Annotated in this window: 23 protein-coding genes; 12 read left to right on the top strand and 11 right to left on the bottom strand. The window is 40.8% G+C overall.

What is annotated here, in order from left to right; genetic code table 11:
• Nucleotides 1–29: 29 nt before the first annotated feature.
• Nucleotides 30–584, top strand: a complete 555-nt coding sequence (locus ACEN9X_RS01345; protein WP_413668697.1) for a hypothetical protein — start codon at nt 30–32, stop codon at nt 582–584.
• On the opposite strand, the gene ACEN9X_RS01340 is transcribed toward ACEN9X_RS01345, so the two are convergent.
• Together ACEN9X_RS01340 and ACEN9X_RS01335 are read right to left on the bottom strand one after the other, a co-directional pair.
• On the bottom strand, nt 585–833 hold the full coding sequence (locus tag ACEN9X_RS01340; protein ID WP_413668696.1) for a hypothetical protein: 249 nt from the start codon (nt 831–833) through the stop codon (nt 585–587).
• 124 nt (nt 834–957) lie between these two features.
• Nucleotides 958–1893 carry a DUF5996 family protein gene (locus tag ACEN9X_RS01335; protein WP_413668695.1) on the bottom strand — a complete coding sequence of 312 codons (936 nt, stop codon included), beginning with the start codon at nt 1891–1893 and terminating at the stop codon, nt 958–960.
• A gap of 300 nt (nt 1894–2193) precedes the next feature.
• Between ACEN9X_RS01335 and ACEN9X_RS01330 the strand changes: the two genes are divergently transcribed.
• Nucleotides 2194–3366, top strand: coding sequence for a CehA/McbA family metallohydrolase (locus tag ACEN9X_RS01330; protein ID WP_413668694.1), 1173 nt, complete (start codon nt 2194–2196; stop codon nt 3364–3366).
• A gap of 255 nt (nt 3367–3621) precedes the next feature.
• Here the strand turns inward: ACEN9X_RS01330 and ACEN9X_RS01325 are convergent, their stop codons facing one another.
• The 4 genes from ACEN9X_RS01325 to ACEN9X_RS01310 form a co-directional block, all read right to left on the bottom strand.
• A complete protein-coding gene (locus ACEN9X_RS01325) occupies nt 3622–4512 on the bottom strand; it encodes a BT_3987 domain-containing protein (RefSeq protein WP_413668693.1) in 891 nt (296 codons plus the stop codon).
• A gap of 22 nt (nt 4513–4534) precedes the next feature.
• Nucleotides 4535–5953 (bottom strand): SusD/RagB family nutrient-binding outer membrane lipoprotein, encoded by a 1419-nt coding sequence (locus ACEN9X_RS01320; RefSeq protein WP_413668692.1) that lies wholly within the window; start codon nt 5951–5953, stop codon nt 4535–4537.
• A gap of 30 nt (nt 5954–5983) precedes the next feature.
• Nucleotides 5984–9223, bottom strand: a complete 3240-nt coding sequence (locus tag ACEN9X_RS01315) for a SusC/RagA family TonB-linked outer membrane protein (protein WP_413668691.1) — start codon at nt 9221–9223, stop codon at nt 5984–5986.
• Nucleotides 9224–9958: 735 nt separating this feature from the next.
• Nucleotides 9959–10390 carry a hypothetical protein gene (locus ACEN9X_RS01310; RefSeq protein ID WP_413668690.1) on the bottom strand — a complete coding sequence of 144 codons (432 nt, stop codon included), beginning with the start codon at nt 10388–10390 and terminating at the stop codon, nt 9959–9961.
• A 210-nt stretch (nt 10391–10600) separates the two neighbouring features.
• On the opposite strand from ACEN9X_RS01310, the gene ACEN9X_RS01305 reads away from it, so the two are divergent.
• Nucleotides 10601–11230 (top strand): response regulator, encoded by a 630-nt coding sequence (locus ACEN9X_RS01305; RefSeq protein ID WP_413668689.1) that lies wholly within the window; start codon nt 10601–10603, stop codon nt 11228–11230.
• On the opposite strand, the gene ACEN9X_RS01300 is transcribed toward ACEN9X_RS01305, so the two are convergent.
• Both ACEN9X_RS01300 and ACEN9X_RS01295 read right to left on the bottom strand, forming a co-directional pair.
• Complete coding sequence (locus ACEN9X_RS01300) at nt 11225–12997, bottom strand: ATP-binding protein (RefSeq protein WP_413668688.1); 1773 nt, start codon at nt 12995–12997, stop codon at nt 11225–11227. The genes ACEN9X_RS01305 and ACEN9X_RS01300 overlap by 6 nt on opposite strands.
• A 97-nt stretch (nt 12998–13094) precedes the next feature.
• Nucleotides 13095–13286: a hypothetical protein gene (locus tag ACEN9X_RS01295; protein WP_413668687.1), complete on the bottom strand. Its 192-nt coding sequence runs from the start codon at nt 13284–13286 to the stop codon at nt 13095–13097.
• A 437-nt stretch (nt 13287–13723) separates the two neighbouring features.
• Here ACEN9X_RS01295 and ACEN9X_RS01290 point away from each other — a divergent pair, with 437 nt between their 5' ends.
• The 8 genes from ACEN9X_RS01290 (at nt 13724) to ACEN9X_RS01255 (ending at nt 20362) form a co-directional block, all read left to right on the top strand.
• The gene (locus ACEN9X_RS01290; RefSeq protein WP_413668686.1) at nt 13724–14431 is read left to right on the top strand and encodes a hypothetical protein; all 708 of its coding nucleotides are present in this window, start codon (nt 13724–13726) and stop codon (nt 14429–14431) included.
• Between the two features lie 49 nt (nt 14432–14480).
• Nucleotides 14481–15281 carry a hypothetical protein gene (locus ACEN9X_RS01285; RefSeq protein ID WP_413668685.1) on the top strand — a complete coding sequence of 267 codons (801 nt, stop codon included), beginning with the start codon at nt 14481–14483 and terminating at the stop codon, nt 15279–15281.
• 500 nt (nt 15282–15781) lie between these two features.
• A complete protein-coding gene (locus tag ACEN9X_RS01280) occupies nt 15782–16315 on the top strand; it encodes an AidA/PixA family protein (protein WP_413668684.1) in 534 nt (177 codons plus the stop codon).
• 264 nt (nt 16316–16579) lie between these two features.
• On the top strand, nt 16580–17602 hold the full coding sequence (locus tag ACEN9X_RS01275; protein ID WP_413668683.1) for a metallophosphoesterase family protein: 1023 nt from the start codon (nt 16580–16582) through the stop codon (nt 17600–17602).
• 14 nt (nt 17603–17616) lie between these two features.
• Nucleotides 17617–18153, top strand: a complete 537-nt coding sequence (locus ACEN9X_RS01270) for a YceI family protein (RefSeq protein WP_413668682.1) — start codon at nt 17617–17619, stop codon at nt 18151–18153.
• A 7-nt stretch (nt 18154–18160) separates the two neighbouring features.
• Nucleotides 18161–18580: a c-type cytochrome gene (locus tag ACEN9X_RS01265; RefSeq protein ID WP_413668681.1), complete on the top strand. Its 420-nt coding sequence runs from the start codon at nt 18161–18163 to the stop codon at nt 18578–18580.
• A gap of 55 nt (nt 18581–18635) precedes the next feature.
• Nucleotides 18636–19649, top strand: a complete 1014-nt coding sequence (locus ACEN9X_RS01260) for a sensor histidine kinase (protein WP_413668680.1) — start codon at nt 18636–18638, stop codon at nt 19647–19649.
• Nucleotides 19646–20362 (top strand): LytR/AlgR family response regulator transcription factor, encoded by a 717-nt coding sequence (locus ACEN9X_RS01255; RefSeq protein ID WP_413668679.1) that lies wholly within the window; start codon nt 19646–19648, stop codon nt 20360–20362. Before ACEN9X_RS01260 ends, ACEN9X_RS01255 begins: the two co-directional genes overlap by 4 nt.
• 27 nt (nt 20363–20389) lie before the next feature.
• On the opposite strand, the gene ACEN9X_RS01250 is transcribed toward ACEN9X_RS01255, so the two are convergent.
• Nucleotides 20390–21481: a hypothetical protein gene (locus ACEN9X_RS01250; RefSeq protein WP_413668678.1), complete on the bottom strand. Its 1092-nt coding sequence runs from the start codon at nt 21479–21481 to the stop codon at nt 20390–20392.
• Nucleotides 21482–21657: 176 nt separating this feature from the next.
• The gene (locus tag ACEN9X_RS01245; RefSeq protein ID WP_413668677.1) at nt 21658–22146 is read right to left on the bottom strand and encodes an Lrp/AsnC family transcriptional regulator; all 489 of its coding nucleotides are present in this window, start codon (nt 22144–22146) and stop codon (nt 21658–21660) included.
• A 125-nt stretch (nt 22147–22271) separates the two neighbouring features.
• Between ACEN9X_RS01245 and ACEN9X_RS01240 the strand changes: the two genes are divergently transcribed.
• A complete protein-coding gene (locus tag ACEN9X_RS01240; RefSeq protein WP_413668676.1) occupies nt 22272–23684 on the top strand; it encodes an MFS transporter in 1413 nt (470 codons plus the stop codon).
• On the opposite strand, the gene ACEN9X_RS01235 is transcribed toward ACEN9X_RS01240, so the two are convergent.
• Nucleotides 23658–24191: a DinB family protein gene (locus ACEN9X_RS01235; protein ID WP_413668675.1), complete on the bottom strand. Its 534-nt coding sequence runs from the start codon at nt 24189–24191 to the stop codon at nt 23658–23660. The two genes, ACEN9X_RS01240 and ACEN9X_RS01235, sit on opposite strands and share 27 nt — an antisense overlap.
• Nucleotides 24192–24246: the final 55 nt, after the last annotated feature.

Genomic DNA, 24246 nt, shown 5'->3' with positions numbered 1-24246 from the left:
TACGTTTAAATTAGGTTAAAAGTAAACGTATGGAAAACTTTTGGCAGGAAAGAAAGGAATGGCTTGACAAATTAACCTTAGAAGATGCTAAGTTTATATTTGAGCAGGCCGAAAAATCATATAGTTACACCATCGAAACGGCAAAGGGAATTTATGAACGATCAAACGGGTTGCTGACGCTGGTTTCCGGTATTCTGATCGGTTTGGTGGCTTATGCCATAGGAAAGTGGAAGGATATGCCCCACATGGATAGTTTGTTGTTTACAGCCATAGTAGGGATATTTTACTTTTTGATAGTGGGGCTGATGTTTGTACTACAGGGTTTAACACCAAGCGAATACCTGCTGCCTGGTACAGAGCCTAAGGTATACTTTGATAACGCGTTTTTTCACAAAGACATTACTGATAACGAACGGATTTTGAGATTCTACAAAGTGGAAATCATTAATTACCAGGAACGGATTGAGCAAAACACAAAGAAAAATAACTATAGGTGGAACATTTATGTGCTTTGTTTAAGAGCAATATTTTTTTCGCCCATAGTTATGAGTATCGCATTTGCTATTGCAAACATAGCTTCCTGACTACTCGGTTTCAAGGTAATCTCCTTGCTCGTATGAAGAAAGATCATCACTGTTCCACAAACCGGGTGTATCGGAATCTCCTTCCAGGTAAGGTTCGCTGTCTGCGGCAGCTGGCATAGCCTCATCAAGATTGGGGTCTGACCTGCCCACACGGCCTTTGCCTGATGTTTTGATATCCCAGATATCAGGGATATTTACACTCTCTTCGTCGGGAGCAGGTGTTTCGTCTGGGTCTGGAAATTGGCTCATAATCAAATAATTATTGCTAATTAAAGTTAAGTTATTATCGGCATAAAAGCAAATGTAAATATGTTTCCTGATTGCCGGCCCGTATCCCTTTTTTACTTTTTGCGTAACAATACAAGATCTTCAATTAAAGGTTCTTTAATGCTGACAAATCACATTGCAGATCTTTATCCCAGTTCCCGGTTTTTGCGGCGGCGTCATAAGTGGATTGTAAAAACTGCAGCAAAGTATGTTCGGGATTTACTGATCCGGAAACAACTTCGTAAGTCAATAAAAATTCGCCCATTTCTCCGCTGTAAAATGCTTCGGGGGGCGATACCTGTTGCTGGCCAAAATCAGACGGTGTGGGGTAGCAATAAGAATAAAATACCGGATGAGGAAAAGTATCCGAACCCGGCCAAAAGCCGCACGAGCTTACTTCATGTGAATAGGCTTCCTGCATTATTATAGCAGGCATATTAGGAACACTGCCCTGGTGCTTTGGTGCACTCCTGCCCGAAAAGCGGGTAACAGCCAGGTCAAATCCGCCCCAAAAGAAATGTACCGGACTGTTTTTGCCCTGAAAGCCTGCCCTGAATTCGGTGAAGACATTGTGAATCCTGACCAGGGCCTGCCAGTAATCATGCATAACAGACGCGTTATACTTACATGGTGTATGGTTTTCGGCAAAAGGAACGGCCGGTTCAACCTCGTTAGGTACGGCGTATATTTCTACATCTGCGTTAACCGAGCTAAGATTATCCATTAGCGAGCTGTAAAAAGCAGCCACACTGCCCGTACCGAGTCCAAATGACCGCTTTTCGCCGGTGCTGGTGGAGATATTCAGTGTATGGTCGATAAAGTCAAGGTCGATCTGGAAAACGCCGCCCTCAAACGGCATGCTCCCCGTGGTAAGGCCGGTAGCGCTTACGTACAATGTTACCTGCCACGAATGGTTGATCCAGGGCATTTGCTGTAATCTTACTTTACCAATGATTTGAGTCCACATATGGACACTTGCAAGGGTATCTCTTAGGTCGTGGTAATCAAGCTTTGGCCAGCGTGTTGTTATCGGATTGTTCATAAGGGTAGAATTAAACGGATTCGTTTAGTTCTAAATTACTAATGTTTTTGCAGATGTTACCCTGGCTTCCCTGCAAAAAAAATTAGATGGCGATTTTGGCTATGTTTTACCTTATAAAGCATATGTATGCAATTTTTGCTTCACTGTCACATTTTTATATCATTTGCACTTGTTAACGGTTAGCTAATATGAGTAGGCTAAGTTGGCTGCCAAAATAGTACACTATAAAAAGATCTGTAAAAACTACTTATGGCACTACAAACTAACAGGAAAATTGGGCTGTTAATTAAAACGGGTTTAATGATTATAATAGCAAGTTGCATCAGCTCCGCATCATTTGGGCAGACAGCACACCTAAACCCATGGGCTCCTAAACCGCTGGGCACATTGCCCCCTCCGGTAAGTCTCAGTAACGGCGTTTGGCTTAAGGGCGAGCTGCATATGCATTCACGGCATAGTAAGGAATCATCAAATAATTCGATCAGTAAAATAATTGCTTTTTGTAAGCTGGTGGGGATTGATTTTCTTGCTATTACAGATCATGACAACCATGTTGAGGGAGATGTAGCTCACAATACCTGGGCCGATCCTGAATTTAAATCAGACTCGGTATTGCTGCTGTATGCTGCCGAATGGACAACTACTCGTGGTCACGGTAACGCCTTTTCGGCTAAACCTTATGATCATCAGCAGTTATATGACGTGCGCGACCAGCGTGATACTGTAGTTGGCCGTATAAAAAACAAACTGGGTATACATCTGTCGGCTAACCACCCAAGTGGTAAAGATCATTTTGGATATTCTTATGATATGGTTAATTCTATCGAAGTATGGAATTCGGCTATCTGGTCAAAAAATGCTAATGCCATTATGATCTGGGACGATATGTTGTCATCAGGCCGAAAGCTAACCGGCAGGGGAGGAAGCGATGCTCATCACGGCGTTCCTGTGGGGGGTGAAAAGCCCGGGCCAAATACCTATCAGGCAAAGGCTAACTATGCCGGAACGCCCACCACATGGGTGTTCGCTACAGCACGTACTAAACAAGCTGTTATTGACGCATTAACCAATGGGCGGGTATCAATAAGCTCAAACCCTTATGCGCCCCGTGTTGAGTTTTATGCTGATTTAAATGGGGATGGTAAGATGGATATGATGATGGGTGATAATGTGAAAGCAACAGGTAAGCCGGTTAAATTTGAAGTTAAGTTAAGCGGAAGCAGTGTGCGCGATACTACTTACACCATCAACATTGTAAAAAATGGCAATCCGTTTAGTACGCTTAAAATGGATGGAAAAACTGCTTTGGTTGAATTTACCGATACACCGGCAATAGCCGGACGTACCTATTACAGGGTTACGGTTGAAGGGCCATCAACACCTTATCCACAGGTACCGCAGTCAGCAGCTTTAAGCGGGAATATGGTAGGGTTGTCAAACCCGATCTGCTTTAATTTTGACCCTAATTTTTGATAGTACCGCATATAATAGGGAAAACCGCACACGAGCTTACGGTGTACGGTTTCTTATTTTAACTATTAACTAAAAGAACGAAGCTGCAGTTAAAAGTATAGGCGTCTAATAATAATTCATTAAACACCCGCTTCAATACGGATTTGTTTAATTACAGATAAGGTTGTAGTACATCGTTATTAAATAATCATGATGTTACAGGGTATAAAAAGAGCCGCATTGTGTAATGCAAGCGGCTCTTTATTAGCTGGTAGATTATTTGTGTTTTATTGTTTCTTCAACAACACGATCACCGGTACCGGCTGGGTACCTGTAATTTAGTATGAAGCTTTTAGTAGCCGGGTCATAAACGCTTTTCTTTCCGGCAACAGGTAGTAACGGTTGGGTTGCACTAACATTACCAGAAACAGTTACCTCGTTTGTAGCTTCATTTACAGTCAGGGTCATTGATCCGCCAATATCACCAATCTCCGTGCTTACGGCTGTGGCACCGGCTGTAGTAAGGGTTTTATCCCTGTCGATTACACGGTCGCCATTCACAGGGTGGTGGAAAATACCTGTTGAGTGATATTCACCGTCATACTTGTTTTTGATAGCAAAGAAGGTGTACAAGGTATCTTTGCTTTCAGCATGTACGTTTAAACCAGCAGCGTCACTGATTATATATGCAAGCGCATATTTTTTTGTCAGATCAAATTTGCTTCCATCCAATTTGATAGTGAAATAGTTCTGGAAATCCCCGGGTGCAAATTTGGCATTAAGGTTTCCTGAAGTTCCGGCAGTAACTTTGGTGCTGCTTATTGTATAAAGACTTGTAGGAAGTAACTCATACTCTGTATCATTATTTTCGTTGTATTTATCAATTGCGTCGGGAATTGCTTTCAAGATCACCGTCTGATCTTTTTGCAAATCGGCGGCGCTTTTTGCATCACGTTTGATAGAAAAAACGTCAACAGTTTTAATGTTTGTGAATGGATCAAAGAAATGCTGCTGTTCAAGACCGTCCGGAAATCCGACAAACGACTTGCCATTGTCCATAGCCTGCCCGCCAACTTTATCAGCAGCGGTTTCTTTCCGGCAGCCTGAAAAAGCGATCGCAGATGCGATACCGGCAAGAAGTAAATATTTTGATATGTTCTTTTTCATCTTGTGTGTTAATTTTAATTAATTACTTAACGTCCCACCATACGCGCGAATCCTGGCTGTCACCACCACTTAACCTGGCTACTGCGGCGGCCACGTTTTTACCGTTGGTGTTATACTCCGAAGTGGCGTACACAAACCTTCTTACAATCTCTTTAGAAGAGTTTGTTGCATCAGGGGCAGGTTTAAGCACAGGGTAGCCGCTTTTCCTCCATATATCCCAGGCCATATGGCCATCAGGATAACTTGCTACCCAGCGCTGAGTTGAAATTAGTTGGATGTTAGGTGTGCCTAAGCTCTGCGCGAAAGTTTTACCGGCGGCAGATGTTAGCCCCCACTGTACGAATGATTCACCTATACCGGTCTGAAAATCATTAGCTGCTGTTTCATCGGTAAGCCAGCCTAAGGTTACACCTTCGGCTCTTGCCAGCCATATCTCAGAAGCGGTGATCAGGGTTACTGACCCGTTTTCAAGCCTAAAGTCACCGCGTAAAACACGGGCCCATTTTGGATTGGCATCAGTAAAAGCTGTTACAGCTAAGCGGGCTAAACCGTAAGGTACACCGATACTTGATGTAGTAACATTACCCGCCTGCTCACTTTCGCCGCCAAACGCTGCCTGACGCGGATCGCTGGTGCTTGCAGTATAATCGGTAAGGGTTTTTGATTCTGCAAAATCCTTACGTCCGTTATACAGGTTCCACCATGCACTTTTGTAATTGCCACCAGGGTATTTTAGGATGAAATTTTGATCTGTGCTAACTATAACACCTGATGCAACAGCTTCTTTCGCCGCAGCAGATGCAATGCTGGTTTCAGTTGTTTTCGACATTTGAATGGCAACAAGCAGCTTAAGCGAGTTGGCCATTCTTTTCCATGATGCAACATCACCACCGTAAATGATATCGCCGCTTATTGCTGATGCATCAAATGAGTTTATAGCTGCTGTTAAAGTAGTAATGATACCTTTATAAATATCTTGCTGGGTATCGTATTTAGGCAATATGTTGGATGATCCTTTCAGTGCCTCGCTGTAAGGAACATCGCCCCATGAGTCAGTCACTATCCAAAAAATATACTGCTGCAATATTTTAGCAACATTAACCATGTTTTTATTGGGGTTTTGGTTAATGATCAACTGCAGGTTATTAAGGTTACCGGCGTAGTTGCCGGTAAAAGAGTTTTGCGGCAGGTTGTACAATGACGTTCCTGAATACTGTGTTTCGGTAAAATACTGAGCATACTGGCCGCCGCTTATCGCCTCGGTACCTGTTGATGCATAGCCGCCTAAACCTGCTTCGACGTTTGATAACAAGGCCGAAGGGATAGGTGTAACTGTTGCAGCCGGATTGTTGTTTACGTCGCCAAAATCCTTTAGCTTATTGCAGCCCGCGCTTAAAAAGGTAAACGCGCCTGCTAATGTATATAGATATATCTTTTTCATTTTGTTCTTGATCTAATAATCCTTAATCGCTTAGAATGTTACTTTTAAGTTGAAACCGATACCTCTGGTGCCCGGATATTGAGCAGTTTCACCCTCTGTTGCACTAATCTCAGACGGGTCGAAGTCTTTCGATTTAGCATATATCAACAATAAGTTACGGCCTGTTAAATCAATCCTTGCAGATTGGAAAACATTTCCTAAACCCCATTTTTTGATCGGAAGGTTGTAACCTACGGCAACTTCACGAAGTTTGATAAAGGTTAAGTCGTAGATATAGGGATCGTAAGTTTTGTTGTTTGTTAAACCCTGGTAGTATGATTTTGCGTCAACGTAGTAGGTAACAGGTTTATTGTCGGCATCAACACCGGTAACTTTAACACCGCCACCATCAGCAACAGGGTCACGTACCGACATGCCTTTATCATTAAGTGCAGCAGTATTAGCTGTTAAGCCGCTATACTGGCCCCAACGGTTTGATAATGACACGAATTTGCCGCCGAACTGATAATCGATATTTGCGCTCAGCACAAAGTCTTTAAACAAAGTGAAGGTGTTTTGTAAACCACCGGTATATTTAGGCAATGCACTTCCGAAATATACGTTAGGATCGTTGATGTAGGCACCAGATGAAGTTAAGATCGGGATACCGGCCGAGTTACGTTTAATACCGTTACCGTAGATCTGACCCCACCATTTGCCTTTTTGGTTAATCAGGTAAGGCATGTCTGTACCCCATACACCGGCAACCTGTACACGGTCAACACCATATTTGTTGCTGATTTCAACAACGGTATTGTCCAATAGTTGCGCAAAGTTGGTGTTGATTGTCCAGCTAAAGTTTGGCAATTTGATAGGAGTACCGCTGGCGGTGATCTCTAAACCTCTTCTTTTAATCAAACCTACGTTGGTTAAGATAGATGAAACACCACTGGCGGCGTTAACTGCCAAGCCCAACGGAATGTCTTTATCATCAGCAGCCCAATAAGTAGCACCAAAAGTTAAACGGTCGTTAAAGAAGCCTAAGTCTAAACCAACTTCTTTTGAAGTGGTAGTGGTTCCATGTAATGCGGGGTCAACAAACTGTGTTGGGCCGCCTTGCAATAAAGCTCCATTCCATTTGTTTGCTGCGATACCATAAAGGGTGTTATTTCTGTAAGCACCAAATGTTTCGGTTGAAGTACCTAAAGCCAAGGGTACCTGGCCCCATGAACCCCTAACTTTACCATAGCTTAACCAGTCTTTAAATTCAGGCAATACTTCGCTGAATACGAATGAACCACCGAATGATTTTGATAATACTGAGTTTGCATTGTTTATTGTAGAGATGGTTGAGAACCAGTCGTTACGCAAAGTTGCATCAGCATATACAATCCTTTTGTAATTGGCAGAAGCTTTTGCAAATACCGCGCGGTATTGCTCCTGGATCCTGGTATTGCTGGCACTGATAGGGTCGACAGAGTTCGCCAAAGTGTACAAATCCGGAACACTTAAGCCGTTGTTGGTATTTGCGCCGTTGTCTTTATAACTCCAGTTATAAAAATCGCTACCGGCGTTAACATTCAGGTGGAAATCTTTGATCTGCTTATCATAGTTAATCAAGGTTTCGTAGTTTTCACGGTTTGAGTATGATGTTGAAGTACCATAACCTGCTTTTTGACCTGTTTGAGTACCGCTTGCCTGTATTTCAGACGAGACTTTGCCTTCGTTCCAGGTGTTGGTTTGGTTGCGGCGATAGGTAACCTTAAAGCTTAAATCGTTATTGATTTTGTATTGTAAGTAGATGTTTCCATACAAACGATCGCGGGTGTTAAGGTTTTGCCATTGTTTTTGCCATAAATATGGGTTATACCAGTAGTTACCTGCATAAAACGAGCCCGGGTTTGACGGATCGTATGAGTTAGGGTTCTGGTGATTCCAGCTAACATAAGTACCGTCAGGAGATTTCAGATCTTGTAGTTCTTTCATGATACCCATATCCAAATCACGGTGAAACCATGAATTGAACGAGCCGCTTGAAGCACTTGCGTAAGCATCACTGATCTGGCCATGAAGTTGCGTGCCTGAAAAGTTGATGCTTGCACCTGCAGTGAGGTGTTTGTTAAGATCGAAGTTAGCGTTTAAGGTGAAGTTGTTTTTGTTTAACCAGGTTTCAGGTACTATACCTGTAGTGTGCTGGTTGTTGTAAGACATCCTGATATTATAATCATCGGCGGCTTTAGTGAATGCCACACTGTTGTTTAAGGCAACGCCGGTACGGAAAAAGTCCTTGGCGTTATCTGGCTGCGGAGTCCATTTTGCAGTTTTGAACGAGTATTTGGTACCCGCAGCCCATGCATACCATGGAATATATTCCTGGCCAACCATTTTAGGGCCCCAGCTGCTGTCGTCAGTGTAATCCGGGTAGTATTTGCCATCTAAAGCTTTCCATCCTTCAGGGTCACCATCTTTCCAGTGGTATTGGATAAAATCGGCAGAAGCGCCACCGCCATAGCTGTTTTGGTAGTTAGGCAGGATGTAAGCCTTGTCGAAATTGGCGCCAAGGTTTAGCTCAACACCAACACCTTTTGTTTTTTTACCTTTTTTAGTCGAAATAACGATAGCACCATAAGCACCTTGTGAGCCAAACTGTGCAGATGCGGCAGGTCCGTTCAGGATACTGATGTTGTCGATGTCATCATTGCTCAAATCGTCGGCGTTTGGCATTATGGTACCGTCAACAACATATAAAGGGTTGTTGCCGCTGCCGAAACCTGTAGCACCACGAAGCCTGATGTTGGTATTACGGCCCAGTGCTGCAGCCGACTGGCTACGTACCTGAACACCGGCTACCTTACCGGCCAGCGCGTTATTAACGTTAGGCTGGCGGATGGTATTCAATGCATCTGACTTTACAACCTGCGCTGCGTAAGAAGCCGAACGTGATGATTGTTTGGTACCGTAGGCACCGGTAATTACCACCTCAGATAATTTGTTGGCGCTGCTGGTCAGTTTAACATCCAGGGGAGCCGAAGTAATTTCGACTGTTGAGGAAGTATAACCAATAAAGCTAAAGCTTAATGATTTGGCAGATGAAGGAACAGATAACGAGAATTTACCATCTGCATTTGTTTGCGTACCCAGTGTGGTACCTACAACTCTCACGGACACGCCTGGCAGCGGTAGTCCATCGTCTTTTGAAGTTACCCGGCCGGTAACCGTTTTGTTTTGTGCATGTACCACACTAATAAATAGCATGAACAAACACCAGCTTGCGAGTAGGAGTTTTTTCATTGTTAAAAAATCAGTTTTAGTTAATACCCAAAACTACAATTTTTGTAATAAAATGAAAAAAAAGTTGAAAAAAGTTTAATATTTCAAATGTATATTTAAATATTGATAAAAAAAATGATAAAACGTTGTTTCAATATCGATAAAAAGTCGATTTTTTTAGATTCTTCATATAAAATTCATGTAAATTTTATATGAATTTTAGTTTTTGGGATTTGTGAAGGTAGGATATAGGTAAAAAAGACGCAATATCTCGGATAAATACCGCATTATCGAAAATAATTGAGTAATAAGCTTAAAAAATGAAGCTTTTTAATCCAATTTTTGTTAAATACGTGTCTAACAAAAGTTTGATTATTTCGGCTTTTAAAAATAATAATATTTTTTTGTAAAAAAAAGTTACAGCGGGTCGAAATGAATAATTTTTTGGTAAAACCTTTTATCATTAATATCTATGTTAATGTGATTTATATTTAAATTCTTGTTTATCATTATGTTATGATCTTTGTCGTGACATAGGATTATTATTCCTGGCAATGATTTATTTCTTTGATGACATATTCAGGCAAAATAATAATGGTCGACTATGATTTTTTGTATTTTATTTTATGAAAAAGTAATTGATTTTTTTTGCCCTGATCAGGATTTCGAAAGTTTTTTAATCGAAAATGTTTGAAAATCTATTTGTCTAGGTTATTTCGGCATTTGCGCATAGGGCAAGACATATGGCAAAAGCCGTTAACTATTTATCCTGACGCCTGGTAAAATATTACCTGAAATATAGATGGTAGGGGCAAGTATGTTTATTCCGCATTGAAAACAGCACCAATTTTCATTCCTGGGATTCTTTTTAGTATTTAAATGTTCTGTTGGCCTTGCTTTGATGAGTGTTGCTGCAGGATTGTTTAAAGTTGAAGGATTGGCCAACTTATCTGTCAATAGTGCAGCAAACACTTCTGTTTGCGACTCATTTTTATCGATGATAAGTCCGGCAGGCAGCTTTGCAATATTGTGTGGAACATAATTACATGGGGCTAACTGGTTTCTTTTTAAATAAGGGCGCTTGTTTTGAGGCCTTGATAAAACTATACCGTCGTTATAAGCTTTGTTTTGCAGTAGTGCGATTATACAAATCAGCATTATTGAAAAAGTACTAATAAAGAATTGCATCACTTTTGAAGTTAACAGGTTCCGGGTACATTGGTTATAGCTGCAATCAGTAGTCTGGCATATAAATAGCCGTAGAATTAGTTTTTTCCTGCTGATTTACAATGAACAATTTTATGCACCGGTATTAATGTGTACAATACAAAGCAGTTGGTATTTTTTGAAATAAAGATAAAGTATAGCTTTATAGTGAATTTATAAGTTAAAAATGTCGTGGAAAAACTATCAGTAATAATAGCAGATGATCATACTTTATTTATAAACGGCTTGTATATGTTATTGCAGGGCGAACCGGATATTGAGGTTATAAGCATTGCCGCTAATGGAAAGGAAATGTTGCATTTACTGCATACCCACACCCCTAACCTGGTATTGCTCGATATCAATATGCCCGGTATAAACGGGTTTGAAGTGCTTAAACGAATAAAGGATTACTATCCTAAAATTAAAGTAATCATGCTTTCAACCTATAATGAAGAGCATCTGATTGAAAAGGCAAAAATTGAGGGAGCCGATGGCTACCTGTTTAAAAATGTGGAGAAGGCGGAGCTATTGCAGGTAATGCGCGCTGTAGGGCAGGGGCAACGGTGTTTTCCAGGTAAGCAGGTTGCCGTTAATACTATGCCTAATGAGGCGGATCCTTTTTTAAAGCAATTTCAGCTCACAAAAAGGGAAACTGAGCTTTTGCAATTTATAAAACAAAATTTTACCAACCAGCAAATGGCCGAGCATCTTCACCTGAGTATTTATACCGTTGAAACTCACCGTAAAAACATTATGCAAAAACTTAACCTGAAAAATCCTGTAGAACTTACCCGGTTTATCATGCAATATAACTTATAAGGGTTTATTAGCAAGCGGAATGTAAATTGATACAAGGGTGCCCCTGTTAAGCTGCGAATCAAATTCAACTTTGCCCTTTAGGAAATTTATCCGCGACCGGAGGTTGTTTAAGCCCATTCCTTTAAAAATGTCAGGGTTGGTTGTGTCAAAGCCCCGGCCGTTGTCTTCAATTGTAAGGCTGATGCTTTCTTCGCCTCTTATGAGCGAAATATCAAGTCTGTTAGCACAGGCGTGCTTCATCACATTGTTTACACTTTCCTGTAATACCCGGTACAAAATAATCTCGATAGTGTCATTAAATGGCGAATCGAAGCCACTGCTAAAAAAGTTTATGATGATATTATCGTTCTTTATATTTTCAATAAATTGTTTGATTACCTGCGCTAACCCAGTTTTATGAAGGGCCCAGGGCATCATGTTGTGTGATATTGTTCTTACTTCTTTAAAACCGCAGTCAACAAGATTAATTACCTTTTCAAAACGGATTCTTTGATCTTCATTTACAAAATGCAATTCGCTTCCTATAACCGCCAGGTTGATTTTGGCCGCTGATATTATTTGGCTTACGCTGTCATGCAAATCCTGGGCAATTCTTTGTCTTTCACTTTCTTCGGTCGCAATTATAGCTTGCATGGCCGTGTTTTGCTGTTTCAACTTATTTTGCTTGTAATAAAAGAAGCCTCCAAACAACATCAATAAAATGAAAATACAGATACCTGCCATCCAGTAATTACGTTTTGTTATTTCAAACTGTTGTTGCAGTACCTGGTCTTCACGCTGTTTTATTTCGTATTTTGCCTGTAACTCATCAATCGTACTACTACCCGAGGTTTTAACGGAGGCATGCCTTTTTAAATAAATCAATGATTGTTTATAATCCCCCATCTGTTCATACAAATCAGCTATTTCATTTGTAGCGCTTCTTTGCATGTCGGCATAATTTATCTGGGTAGCAAACTGAAGGCTGTTTTTTAAAGCATCGAGCGATTGTGTATAAAGCCGTTTGTTTTTATACAATACGCCGAGGTTAAAGTAATTAATTGAGAGTGCAAGGGTGTCATTTAACGACTTTTTGATATCGATGGTTTTTATAATTTCCTCCTCCGATTGGCTTTGTTTGATACTTCCCATAACATCCCCCATAAATTGGTGGCTGTAAGTTTCAGAAGTATTTCCGTTTGTTTGCCGGGCAAGGTTTAAGGAGTCTTTTATATCAAAGGCCTGCCTGTAATAATTTAAGGCTTGCTGGTAATTGTTTTTTGCTTCATAAAATGTTCCGCCCTGGTTTAAGGCTTCTGTTAGCGCAGTACGATCACCTGTTTGGGGGGCATACGAAATGGCAATGTTGTTAAACTCAATGGCTTTATCGTAGCTTTTTATTTTGAAGTAACCCTTCGCCAGCCTGCGGTAATCATCCGTTAAAATATCCTGCTGATTTGTTTTATTGAGTATAACCGCGGCAATATTATAGTAATATGCCGCGGAATCGTATTGGTTAGTTTGATAGTAACATTTTCCCAAAGCTTGAGACAGCAGGGTAATTGCCTCATTACGCTTTAAGTTATAGGCTAAGGTCAAGCCCTCTTTTGCAATGGTGATAATTTTAGCGGGGTTTTGTTCAACAGGGTAGGTGGCTACCCGGGTAGCGGCTGTTAAACGGTTTTGCGCCGGTGAATTGCTGAAGACAATCTTTTTTAAACTGTCAATATTTTGACCGTAACACGGAACTACAGCCCCAATAAGCAGAAGAAACAAAAAGTATTTCATACCCGGGGTTTTGGTCCCGGTTAAAGATAGTAATTTGATGTTTATCAGCAAAAGCCACGATTTTTAAGGTGGTTACCTGTTAAATGTGTTTTACAAATCAGGCAACGAGTATGATTAAAGCCGATAATACCGATAACATCAGGAACAAAATTTGCCGTTGCCGGGCGCTGATGATGCTGGGTATACGGCCTGTTCCCTGCAATTTGTTGAGTTTAATTTTGTACATGGCTGATAATCCCATAAAAATTAAGGAAATGAAGCCCACCAGGTAATTTAAATTGCTTTCCATGATCTTTTAATTTAGGTGAAGCACGATGAATTGATATGTTTCAAAACCATTAATGGCATTGGTTATATTTATTTCATCGTTGCGTTTAATAGTACAATTTTAGGGAGCAGCAGAAATGCACACAATACAAAGCAGTTGGTATTTTAGTGTACAATGATAAAGCGTAGTTTTACAAATGAATATTAAAAAGGTATACTATTCAGATGTGTTATTTTTGTACCATACAGATAAGGTATATCGAAAGGTATACGAAGCAAATTCATAAAAAGGATTAACTTTATTAGCGATTTGCATGTATAAATGGTGAACCAAATACAGCGGGTGTTTTACCCAGGGTTTATCAATAAAGATTAAAATAATAAGATATCATTCATCAATAAAAACTGACTGGTTGTTTTCAAAACAATCGCTTTCTGCAGAAAGATAAAAAAATGGAAATGTCATACATCGTCCAAAAAAAGAAGAAAAACCGGCAACGCAATAAATTAATACCGGGCCTTGTGTGGTTATTAGTTGTTTGGAGCTGTGCATATCAGGCTGTAGCTCAAAATAGAAGTAATCAGTCGGATTGGAACGTGCCTCCTCCGTTAACACCCGGCACAATAAATAAAGGTAATACACCACAGGGGAATGGTTCGGTGGCTAAGCCTGTTGTGCTTACGCTTACTGATATCCCGGTAGTTTCGCAGCCGTTTGTTTCCGCAACTGAAGCTCCTTTGCTGGCTGCCATTGGTACAACACCACCAATTGTCGATGCTCCCGATCAGCCTAATATTAACGCCGGGGTAAGCGGACTATCCGAAATTCCATCACCCGAAGCACCTGAAACGCCTCATTTACCTAAGCAAACAATTCAGGACCTTCAATTTACATCTGTTATTGACCTTCCTTTGCCAGAATCTCCGGAATTGCCTCCTTCGCCGGTTGAACCAACCATATCAGGACAGGTGAATATTATTAAAGGCCCAATACCGGTAATGCCCGATATAACAAGTACCGTACTGCTTTTACAACCATCGGAAAGTTTAACGCCGTGGAATATCCCGGAAATGCCCGAAAGCGAGAATTTTAAAATGATATCGCCGCCCGGAGCTAAGGACGAAAAGTTGAAAGGCAAGCACCATTCAAACAGGAAAAAACAGTAGCGGTAACATAATGTCAAATTATTAAAGGCATTATAACAAGAACACCAAAATGAAAAGTACCCCAATTGAGTTAAAATATATATTAGTTTTAATATTAGCCTTTGCAAGTGGCACTAGCTGTGCGCAGGTTAAGTTTAAACAGGGAGATGAGTTTCAAAGGCAGATAGTTACAAAGTCAAATTGTGTTTTACAACGCGGCAGCCAAACTTTGCATGTAGGTTCGGTTTCTACAGTTGTTAAAAGCTACAAAGTAACCGATGCTTCTGAAAAAGGTGCCTCTTTTATCATTACTACTGATAAGCTTATTGATACTATAAATGCTATGAACCAGAACCTGGTGTATCATTCAGGCAAACCGGCCGATCCAAATTCTGTTATACAGGTTGGTTTGCAGAAGATGCTGAATAATCAATCAATAGTATCAATAAATAGCAAAGGCGAGGTGTTGAGTTTGAAACGCCCTGTTGTTATTAATGATACACTTCTATCTTTTGCAGGCATCCAGCCCGAGCGTTTATCGCCCGGCACCACGCTGCAGTTCATGGTTGACTTTCCGGTTAGCCTTACACTTAAAAAAGGTTATACCTGGAAAATTGCTACCTCATCCGCCGAAACCAATTATACAGTTTATGCTATAAACGGCCCAACTACTGTTATTACCTATAAAACGTCAGTTTTAGGCAGTAGTTTAAATAGCCGTATCAACGGATCAATACTTATAGACAACAATACCGGGGTTATTTTAAAACGATATTCACAGAGCGTTTCAACCGGATATGAAATGGTTAACGGTATAGTTTATACTGCTACCCGCCGCACCGCTGTTACCGAAATATGTAATAAGAAATAGTGGGCGTGATATAAGGTTATTGTAATAATAACCGAAGTAAGCTGACGGAGAAGTTTTGCATAGTATATACGCAAGCTTTGTTGCTATCCCGGGGGAGTTCCGCATTTTAAAGCTGTTTGTTGTTGCATTTCCAAACACGCAACCATTTTGGGATTTTTCTTTTTTTCTTCCCCGTTTTATCAGGAGTTTATACGCATTATATCAATCAGGTATTTCTACGCTTGAATCGCGTGCCCGCGGCTGCTAATTTTACATTGAAAATGATACCCGGGAATTTCATTTTTTGGCAATTGAACCTAATGTAGTTTACAGTTTATCAAAAAAAACTGATCAACACAACTTGTGTAACAGGATATGTCTGTATGCATATGCTTAGGATTTAATGGCTTAAAAAGGTGGAATTCAGCTACCACTTAAAAAAACGGGTCTACCTGTAAAGGCAAATATTGCAGGGGCGAAACCGAAAAGCCAAACGAGTAGGAAAAAATACATCTAAAATCATGGCAACAATTAATGTTTTAATCGCAGTAGATGCAGCAAAATTAGCTTCACAAGTAGCAGACGGCAGCCTTTCAGCAGGCACAGCAGGATCACCAACAAACCTGGGATCTTATGGTACATCAGATGTTTATGTAGCAATGATTGCTCCAAACAGCTACGTTAGCAATAGTACCCAGGGCGATTCAGAGTTACAGATCAGCGCCAACAGCGGTGACACCGTTGAATGGGCTATTACCTCATTTGATAATAATTTTGATCAAACCCCATATTTGTATGGCGGCTCATTTAATCCTTCGACAGCTATTAACCTGCCACTATCTTACGCATGTGGCCAGGCTTACTCTTACCTTGCTTTAGGCAATCCGCCGGTAAATACACCAACGCAATTTATTAACCAGGTGAGCACTGTTTCAGGAACAATTATTCAGCTTAAGGTTAAAATTCAATATACCTTATCGTTTGTGCTGGTTAACAACTCAAATGGCCAGATTATTGGATACTTTAGCTGGGATCCGTTTATTAACGTTAACTAATTCATGGTTATCGTATAAATCAATCAGCTATAAACTTTCAATAAAAAGGCCGCTGCAAATCTTGTAGCGGCCTTTTGCTATGCCAATCATCCCAAACTTTAACAGGTATTTTACTTCACTTTAACTTTATCATATCCTTTATGATTTTTGTGCTGCAATTGATGTTCATCAAGTATTTATACAGGTTCATGTAAAATACTTTAGCAGGGGGCGCTGTTTGTGTTTTTTAGTGCTGTAATTCATTAAAACACAAAAAACAACGTTATGAAGAATCACTTTCATGCTGATGAAAACTCCAGCCACGATGCGGGCAATGATGGGATTGACCGCCGTGGTTTTCTTGAATGTATGGCCTGGGCAGGTACCGGTGTACTTTGGATGATGACCGGAGGCGTACTTAAATCATACGGCATGAGCCAGATGATTGACAGGGCAACCGGAGGACTTAAAAAGGGACTGATAGTGCCTAAATCTGATTTTAGTTTTGTACAGATCAGCGATAGCCATATCGGGTTTAACAAAGCTGCTAATCCCGATGTTGTTGGTACGCTTAATGCTGCTATCGCTAAAATAAATAGTATGCCCAACGCGCCGGCGTTTGTATTGCATACCGGCGACCTCTCGCACCTGGCACAGGCGGATGAGTTTGATACCCTCGAACAATCATTAAAAAGTGTGAAAACCGAAAAAATATTTTATGTGCCCGGCGAACATGATGTAACCGATAATGGCAAATTGTACCTTGAGCGTTACGGCAAAGGTACTTTAGGCGATGGCTGGTACAGTTTTGACTCGCATGGCGTACATTTTATTGGTTTAGTGAATGTAACCAATCATGTTGACGGAGGACTGGGTTACATTGGGCCGGCCCAGTTAAAATGGCTGGAGAACGATTTGAAACCCTTGTCAAATAGTAGGCCTATTGTAGTGTTTGCGCATATTCCGCTTTGGGCTATTTACCCGCAATGGGGTTGGGGTACTGATGATAGCGCCCAGGCTTTGGCACTGCTTAAACGGTTTGGATCGGTATCGGTGTTAAGCGGCCATATCCATCAAGCTATTCAAAAGGTGGAGGGGAACATCACTTTTCATACAGCTAACTCAACGGCATTCCCTCAGCCTGCACCAGGCAGCGCACCTTCGCCCGGACCGATGAAGGTTCCGGCCGAAAAGCTTCGTGGCTTTTTAGGGCTTACCAGTGTAAACTATGTTGAACATGATCATTCGCTTGCTATTACTGATACACCTTTAATAGAAGGCGAAAAAGTAACAGGGCAGAAACAATAAAGGCGGGGTGCGATATGAAAAGGATGTTGTTAATGCTGCTGATGGTTTGCCTGGTAAAAATAAGTAAAGCTCAGTATAAGCCTGTTGAGCAGGCATCGAACTTGAAATTTACAATTAAAAACCTGGGGTTTGGCGTTGATGGCAGGTTTAGTGGCTTTGATGGGATCATCAATTTCGATCCTCAAAATATAGCTAACTGCAGCTTTGATGTAACTATAAATGCATCAACAGTAAATACTGATAATAGCCTGCGCGATGAGCATTTGCGCGGAGAAAATTATTTTGACGTAAAGGATTATCCCAAAATTAGGTTGGTTTCGGGAAAAGTGGCCGGATTAAATAAAAGCGGAATGTACCAGCTAACGGGAGTACTGACCATAAAAGGTAAGGCAAAGCAGGTATCATTCCCTTTTTCGGCCACATCTGCTGCCGACGGTTATATTTTTAAAGGTGGCTTTAAAATAAACCGGAAGGATTTTGGGATAGGTGGCGCAAGCACAATTGCTGATGAACTTGAGGTTGAAATCAGTGTAATAGCAAGGAAAGGTTAGAGAAGTTATGAATGTTAAAATAAACAGAAAGATTTGCGTTATTGCGGTATTAGGTGCCTCGGTAACCTGTACCGAGGCAATAGCCAATAAACCCGAACCTGCACATTATCAAAACCTGAAGGTATTGCCAAAGGATATAAGTTCGCATGATCTGCAAAGTATTATGGCCGACGATTTTGAAGACGGCCTTGGTGTAACCTGCGGTTTTTGCCATGCCAATGCAAAGGACGGTCACGGGCTTGATTTTGTAAGCGATGCGAAGCCCGAAAAAGAGATAGCACGCCAAATGATGCGGATGACCATTGGGATCAACAAAAAGTATTTTAAGCTTAAACATATCAACATAGGCAACCCTGCACTGGTGATTTCCTGTACTACCTGTCATAAGGGGCAGGCATTTCCTGATGGTGCCGCGGGTAATAATTAATTGTAAATTGCTTTATAAATCAACCTATAACAACCTGATTAAATAATCCTGAAAATTGAAATTCAACAAAGTAGTATATCATATAGCATTTTGGCTGCTGGCGTACCTTTTCTGGATCTTTATTTTCAGGAACGGTACGCTGGTGTTAACTCATGCCATAACCATCCAGTTTTGTTACCTGGTGTTTATATCGGCAAATTATTACCTCAATACGCTTTATGCAATTCCGCATCTCCTCAATAAAAAGCAATATGTAAAGTTTGGTCTTGTTTTTTTAACCGGGATATTGATAACCGCCCTTTTAAGAGTGCCTGTATCGGCGTGGGTTGTTATTCATGTTTTTAAACTGAATATGCAGTTTAACGCGCTTTCCGTTTTTGCCGATTCATTTATTAATATCCTCTTTTGGGTGGTTTGTATTCTCGGCGCTCAAATGGTAATCGAAAAAATGCGTTCGCAGGTTTATATTGAACAGATTGAGAAGGAGCGGGCTACAAATGAACTTAACTTTTTAAGAGCGCAATTTAATCCTCATTTTTTGTTTAACTCCATTAATTCCATATACGGGCATATTGATAAAGCTAATAAGGATGCGCGGGATATGTTGCTGGTATTTTCAGAGATGCTGCGTTACCAGTTATATGAATGTAATGTTGAACAAATTGACCTGAACAAGGAGCTTAATTATATCCGTAATTACATCGCTATTCAAAAGGGAAGGATTGACGAAATGGTGGTGGTTAGTTTATGTGCGGATGATATTAAGGGGCAGATTTATGTGGCGCCCCTGTTATTTATAACGTTTGTAGAAAACGCCTTTAAGTATGTGGGATTTAATGAGAGCAGGATAAATAAGGTTGATATAAGCCTGAAGCAGGAAGGGGATAACCTGCAATTCAGGGTTTATAATACTAAGGATAGTTTTCCCGGTCGGGATGAGCACTCATCAGGCCTGGGAATTGCAAATACTAAACGGCGGCTTGAAATTCTTTATCCCCAAAAGCACCGGCTTGAGATAACCGATAGTGGCGATAGTTTTGAAATAAATTTAGTATTACTGGATATATGATACTTAAATGCCTTATTATAGATGATGAGCCTATAGCACGAAAACTGCTGCAGGAGTATATTGAGGAAACCGATTTTTTAGTATTATCAGGCACTGCCGAAAATCCGCTAAAAGCTACAGGCCTGATCAATAAACTGGATATCGACCTCATATTTCTGGATGTTAATATGCCTAAGATGAATGGCTTTCAATTCCTTCGTTCGGCGGTAAAATTGCCAATGGTGATCATGACAACGGCTTATGGGGAGTATGCACTTGAAGGATTTGAAATGGCGGTGGTTGATTACCTGGTAAAACCATTTTCGCTTGAGCGCTTTCTGAAAGCATCGCAAAAAGCATTGGAGTTAAAAACGTTAAGGGAAAAGGTATCGCCCGAAAAAAACGAAGCCGACCATTTTTATGTTAAGTGCGACGGCAAAATTGAAAGGGTGCTTTATGATGAGCTGGTTTATATAGAAGCTATGGCCAATTATGTAACACTGTATACTGTTCATAAAAGGCTAATCGTTTATCTCACCATTAAAGGTTTGCAGGAAAAACTACCTGCCGGTAAATTTATCCAGGTACATAAAAGCTATGTGGTTAATACAGGCATGATCAGCAATATTGAAGGTAATATGGTAAATATTAACGGCACCAAAATCAATATAGGCTTGAGCTTTCATGACGAAGTAATGGATAGGCTTTTAAAGGGCAGGTTTTTTAAGAGGTAAATTGCCTGCCCTTATCATATTAAAGCATTAATTATTTTTTAACCCGATTTGGTGGTTGCTGTAATCGGTTAAGTATTCGTTGCTGAGAAAAAAGTCGAGACTGAAAATGGTGCGGTAATCGCCTGTGTTATTTGGATTTTGCACTTCTGTAAGGTTACCGGTGCTTGATGTTGTATACGTGTAAACAAAACCCTTGTTGGTAGTTATAGTTACTGTTGAGTTTGCAGGAAGGTCGCCTACAGAGGTGGTTGCCAGTCTGTCTTCAATAACGGTAGTTGACGGGGTTCCGGTATCAAACAGGATCTGTCCGGAAATCGTGTTGCCATTATATGCGATAGTTGCCGGTATATTGGGTGAATATCCGCCGCTGCTTGAATATGAAAGCGGGTGCATGATAAATCCCGACGAAGAAAGGTCGCTGTTACTTAGGCCGATGGTTAATAGGTTGGTTACATAAGTGCCGCTGGTAGAGAACATGCTTTTGTTTAATGTAGCCAGTTTAAACCCGCTTGTAAGGTTGTTACCTGTGTCAAACGCTCTTAATGGACTTTGAATCAGGCTGGTTACATAGCTGTTACCCGGACCAACACCAAAAACATCGCTGGCATGGGCCGGTAATTTGGCGCCGGTTTCGTCAATTATTTTGTAATATAAAAAGAACGGCACTCTTTTTAATGCAAGGTTGCCCTGGGCATCGCCTATAGTGATGTTGGCATAGGCCAAATTACCATATTCTTTGGTGGAGCTTAGTTGGTCGCCGAAGCTTATGGTTCCCTTGGTACTGGTTACTGTTATGCCGTTTACCACTACCGAATCTCCGGTAACCTGGATACCCGACGAGGTGATCATTGATGCCGGCAGGATATCTGTGGCATCAAGCGTCATGCCCGATGAGCCGGTATCAAATACAGTATAATAGGTCACAGCTTTTGTACCCACCTGTGTAATTGGTAAAAAAATCCGTTTGTTTACGCCGTTAGCATATTCATATAAACCAAGCGTAACCGGATTTATTTGTGTTTGAGGCGTTGTTTTCTCCTTTTTACAGGCGAAAAAAGCAAAAGCTATTAAAAAGCAGCCAATAATTTTGGATGTGAACAGTAAATGTTTTGTAGTCATATATATCCGTTATAAACCCGGGTGGTAATAATTACGATAAAATAACAGTTTTAGTTGGCAATAAAAATAAGATAACAATTTTATAAGCCAGGTTAATGAATCGATAAAACAGGATATTGAACCGATTAATTATCCGGACATATAAACGGATTGAGAACGCCGCTATTGTTTTGCGCTTAAAGTAAATGATTGGTTTCTTTGATGATATCCATTACAAAGGTGCTTTTGGAATGGCCTATACCTTTTACCTCGCTTAATTTGTTTACAAAAAAGGAATGGTAACTATCCATGCTTTCAGATACAATTTTTAGCATAAAATCAAAATCGCCTGATATATTGTAACATTCTATCACCTCATCAAACTCCAGCACGGCATTAATAAAATCGGCTCCTGCTTTACGGCTGTGTTCGCGCAGGGTTACCATACAAATAACCATAATGCGCTTGTTCAACATCCGCTTATCTAAAATCGCTGTGTAGTTTTTAATAACCCCGGCCTTTTCAAGGCGTTTAAGGCGCTCGTGCGTGGGCGTTGGGCTCAGGTTTATTTTAACAGCAATCTCCCTAACAGTAAGCTTGGCGTTCCGTTCAATCAGCCGTAATATTTCATAATCCTTTTCGTCAAGATGGATAATTGTTTTTTCTTGTTCTGTTTGAAGTGCCATATTGATAGGTTGACTGAATGCTTGTTCTGTAAATTGGTGTTAAATTGAAATTATGTTCCAAAATTATAATAAATAGTGTTATTAATTTCTATTGATATAGTTTTGAAAGGACAAAATTTATAATTATGTCATTGAAAAAGAACAATATCCTCATTATAGCCTCCATGGCCATATTTGTGGAAGCACTGGATATCGCCATTATTAACCTCACTATTCCGGCAATTCAAAAGCAGTTTTTGGTAAGTAATGATCAGGTGCAATGGCTGCAAACACTTTATGTATTGTTATATGGCGGTTTCCTGATCATAGGCGGTAAACTGTCTGACGTTATGGGGTCAAAAAGGATCTTCATCGCCGGCGCTGCATTGTTTCTGTTAACCTCATTAGGAGCAGGTTTGGCAGGCACTTTTGCGTTTCTTAGTTTATCAAGGGCCATACAAGGTTTGGCGGCGGCTTTGATCATGCCGTCGGCACTTTCCATAGTAACCCATACTTTCACCGAAGAACGGGAGAGGAGCAAAGCCATCGGGATCTTTAGCTCATTTGCGGCAGTAGGCTCAGGAAGCGGACTTTCCATAGGAGGTATCATCAGCACTTATATGGGCTGGCATTGGGTGTTTTTGATCAATGTGCCAATTTTAGCTTTTATCATGATTGCAGGCTGGTTTTACCTGGCTAATGATACCCCCGAACAAAAACAACCATCTCCCGATCTGTTTTCGGGTATTGTGTTGGTGCTTGGCTTGCTGATGCTTAGCTATGGTGTACATCAGCTTGCAGATATTAAACAGCAATACGCTGTAATTATGCTTTGTGCTGCGGGTGTAATAGTTTGTACAAGGTTGCTGCACGTTCGTTTAACAAGTCGTGCAAACCCACTCATCGATCTGTTGGTTTTTAAGGTACCATCAGTTATTACAGCAAATGGCGTATTTATTTTATTGGGTGCCTTTTTTACGGGTTACCTGTTTATAATATCCCAACTGCTGCAAAAGGATATGCACTATAGCGCGGCCAAAGCCGGTTTACTGCTTGTCCCTTTTAGCCTGTTATCGGCCATTGTAGCTAAGTTTATGCTGCCGGGCATCATGAAGCGCCTTACAACCGAACAAACCGGCTTGCTCGGTATGACCTGCATGTTAACCGGCGGGCTGGTTTTAATTTGCGCAGTGTTTGCAGGCCATTCTCTCCCTTTATTGCTCTTATCCGCCGCATTTATATCCGGACTGGGTATGACCATCTGTTTTACAAGCTTATCGGTATTGGCTGTAAAAGGTATCCCCAAACAACACTACGGATTGGCCTCAAGTCTTGGTACCACAACCTACTTTTTAGGTGCCGGTGTAGGCTTATCTATACTCACGCTGTTTATGCAAAACGGTAAGGACGAAGCTTCAGTAAGCGCCTTATCTCTTATTATCCTGAGTGGTTATGCTTTGATTGGTTTGCTATGGCTGGTTATTTACTTAGTAAATTCAACTGCCAAAAACACGCACATATCATTAAGTAAATCACAAAGACTCCCTGATGTTTTTTAATTGATGGATGTGTTTTTGGGTATGGTAGCAAATAAGATACAGCCACTCCAATCGGGTAAGTTCACCAAAAAAGGGCACTACCAGGTCGGTGCAAATAGCGTAAAGATCTTTGGAGTTAATGACATCTCTGACCTGTATTATAACGCTTGCTAATGATTCGATAACATCAGATTTGTTGTGAGGCCCGTCTGACGGCCAGATCTCCGGTGCGGATTTGAATTTTGCTTCAAAGTCAAGAAACAGATCTTTAATCATTTTTACCTTTTCGGCCGGGTCTCGTTCGGCCGGTTTTGTTGCCCCGTTAAGTACCGGAATCAGTTGTGCTGCTGATTTAAAAACATGTTCGGCAACCTGCCCCGCAGACCAGCTGCCGGCAGATAAGGAGATATTAATTTGCTGCTCATTAAATAAAGCAAAGGTTGATAACAGGTTACCGGCAGTATCTTCAAATACTGCCAGTAAATTAATGCGTGCATCGGTTTGATGGGTGGTGGTTTGATTTTGCATGACGTTTTAAAAATTGATTTATACAAATCTCCGCCCAAAATCAAAGTTTAAACCT

Origin of the sequence: Mucilaginibacter sp. Mucisp86 (genome assembly GCF_047324315.1) — a bacterium.
Lineage (GTDB): Bacteria > Bacteroidota > Bacteroidia > Sphingobacteriales > Sphingobacteriaceae > Mucilaginibacter.
The sequence above is the reverse complement of the archived record's forward strand: the minus strand, read 5'-3'. Positions and strand labels throughout refer to the sequence as shown.